At 34.3% G+C, this 2,605-nt stretch carries 2 protein-coding genes and 1 pseudogene; all 3 read right to left on the bottom strand.

Translation table 11 applies throughout. From position 1 onward, the window contains the following. Nucleotides 1-824, bottom strand: an 824-nt coding sequence (locus BBH99_RS10925; protein WP_066695451.1) for a M28 family metallopeptidase, incomplete at its 3' end; no start/stop codon positions are given. A gap of 60 nt (nucleotides 825-884) precedes the next feature. Beyond that, nucleotides 885-2,105, bottom strand: coding sequence for a M28 family peptidase (locus tag BBH99_RS10930; protein WP_317041491.1), 1,221 nt, complete (start codon nucleotides 2,103-2,105; stop codon nucleotides 885-887). A 274-nt stretch (nucleotides 2,106-2,379) separates the two neighbouring features. Further along, a pseudogene (gene rplT, locus BBH99_RS10935) lies at nucleotides 2,380-2,589 on the bottom strand (50S ribosomal protein L20); the annotation flags it as partial. Between the last annotated feature and the right edge of the window lie 16 nt (nucleotides 2,590-2,605).

Genomic DNA, 2,605 nt, shown 5'->3' on the forward strand with positions numbered 1-2,605 from the left:
AAAGTATCATTAACAGTATGTGGGTAAGTACTTCTTATTCTCTCAAAAAAGCCTGTGATAACTTCACCTCTTTCTTCAAATGGAATATAATCGGTATCTTCTGCCGGATCAACCTCTGTCATCAGAGTTGAATACAAAGCCGTACAGTTCCTTAACTCCTGGGTTACAGTGGCAGAAGCTATATTATTGCCAGGAAGCCCAGCCATATCTTCATCACAATACACCGTATTATTGGCATTTCCCATTACACCTCCTACCTGATCCAGATTGAACACCAGTTTAATATCCAGAACACGGCTGTTTCCCTGGTAAACGACATTATTCACATAATGAGAACTGCCAACAAGCCCTTGTTCTTCCCCTGAAAAATGAATAAATTTTATGGAATATTCTGTAGGAATTGTCCTTAAAATTCTTGCTGCCTCTAAAATAATAGAAGTACCGCTACCATTATCATTAACACCTGTGCCAGTAATACTGTCAAAGTGCCCACAAATAATTACATATTTATCAGGATAAACCGTTCCTGTTTTGGTTATTATTAAATTTTTTGAAGTTGTATTTCCATAAGGAAAAGTATCTTCAGATATTTGACTGGCTGAATATCCGTAAGAAAGGTATTTATTCTTAATCCAATTGAATGCATCAACATTAGCCTGAGTTCCTGTTTTCTTTACTCCCAAACCTGCAAAGGCCTGCAGGTTAGTGATAATATCTGTTTGGGAAACAGCATCAGCCCTGTCTTTATAAGCTTGGATAAAACTTTGTGCACAGATAGCATGTGATGCTATAGCAATTAGCAAAAAGGAGGTAATTTTTTTCATCGTATAATTTATAAAACTTAATAATACATTTTACTGGAATCAGTTAATCCATATTTTGGGTTATTTATCAATAATAATCTTTTTAATGACGTGGCTTCTTTCTGTTTTTACAGAGATCATATAAGTTCCATTAATCAATGGAGTAGTATCTATTCTATTTTGGTTCTCAGAATGAAGAACTGTATTTCCTGTCATGTCTGAAATTTCAATATTGAATTTTTCAGTCTTTTTTGGAAACTCTATTGTTAACAGGTTTTTTACCGGATTAGGATAAATATTTACGGTTTCTGTTATTTTTTGCTCAGGGGCTTCCTGAGTTCCCAGTGCATTATTTGTTGTTGAAGCCACTGCAAAGTGTTGCAATGCTCCTACAGCTGCTTTACCTACATTGAAAACATATACAGGGTCAACATTAGTAAAAATATCATTCACTGTATGTTCATTATTACTTTTTATATATTCATAAAACCCGGTAATGGTGTATCCTTTAGCTTCAAACGGTATATAATCTGAACTGTACGCATACGAAATAGAAGTTTGAAGAGGAGAGTAGAGACTGGTACAGGCAGCCAATTCTTGTGTTACAGTATTAGAGGCAGCATTATTGGCAGACATTCCACCTGTATCTCTTTCACAGGTTATGGTTGTATTGTTATTTCCTATTTGTCCTCCTACCTGGTCAATATTAAAAACAAGTTTTATATCCAGATTACGGACACTACCTTGGTAGGCAATCTCATCAGCATAATGGTAGCTCCCTTTCAGACCTTGCTCTTCTCCGGAGAAGTGAATAAATTTAATAGAGTACTCTGTAGGAACATCTTTTAATATTCTGGCTGCTTCTAAAAGGATAGAAGTACCACTGCCGTTGTCACTTACTCCAGGTCCTACAATCGTATCAAAATGCCCACAGATAATGACGTATTTATCAGGATACAATGTTCCTGTTTTGGTGATGACCAGATTTTTAGAACTTGTACTATTCCCACCAGATGTAGTATAAGTAAAAGGGTCTTCTTCAATCTGGCTGGCAGTATATCCGTAAGAAATATATTTGTTTTTCAGCCAGTTCAGGGTATTGGTGTTTACAGGTGATCCAGTAGTTTTTACTCCAAGATTTTCAAAATCTGTAAGATTATTGGTGATATTTGTTTGGGAAACCATATCGGCTCTGTTCTTATAAGCCTGAATGAAATTCTGGGCTCCGATATTCTGTAATGCTAAGGAGGCAAATAAAAAAATAGCGACTTTTTTCATTTCTTCAATTAAAATATTTTTCAATTGCTAATATAAGAATTAATAGTGATTTTATTTTATTAATCAATCTTATTTATTTGTATTTAATTGTTTTTTTAATAATGATAAAGCTTATGATACTATGTAACCTTAAAATTAATTTATTTACGCCTAAAAATCATTTTACCCTTATTTTTTACATTCAGAATAAAAGATAATGGGATGTCACATGAAACATGAAACAATTTGAAAAGTATATCGTAAAAAAAAATCCCGGGTAAACCCGGGACTATATTGATAACAAAAATAGTATTCTACATTATTTTACTTGATCTACAACAGCTTTGAAAGCTTCAGGGTGATTCATTGCTAAATCTGCTAAAACTTTTCTGTTAAGCTCGATGTTGTTCTTTTTAAGAGCTCCCATAAATTGAGAGTAAGACATTCCGTGCTCTCTAGTTCCCGCGTTGATACGAGTGATCCAAAGTGCTCTGCAGTTTCTTTTCTTCTCTTTTCTACCACGGTCAGCCTATTTCATTGCTTTT

Source organism: Chryseobacterium contaminans (assembly GCF_001684955.1).
GTDB classification, from domain to species: Bacteria; Bacteroidota; Bacteroidia; order Flavobacteriales; family Weeksellaceae; genus Chryseobacterium; species Chryseobacterium contaminans.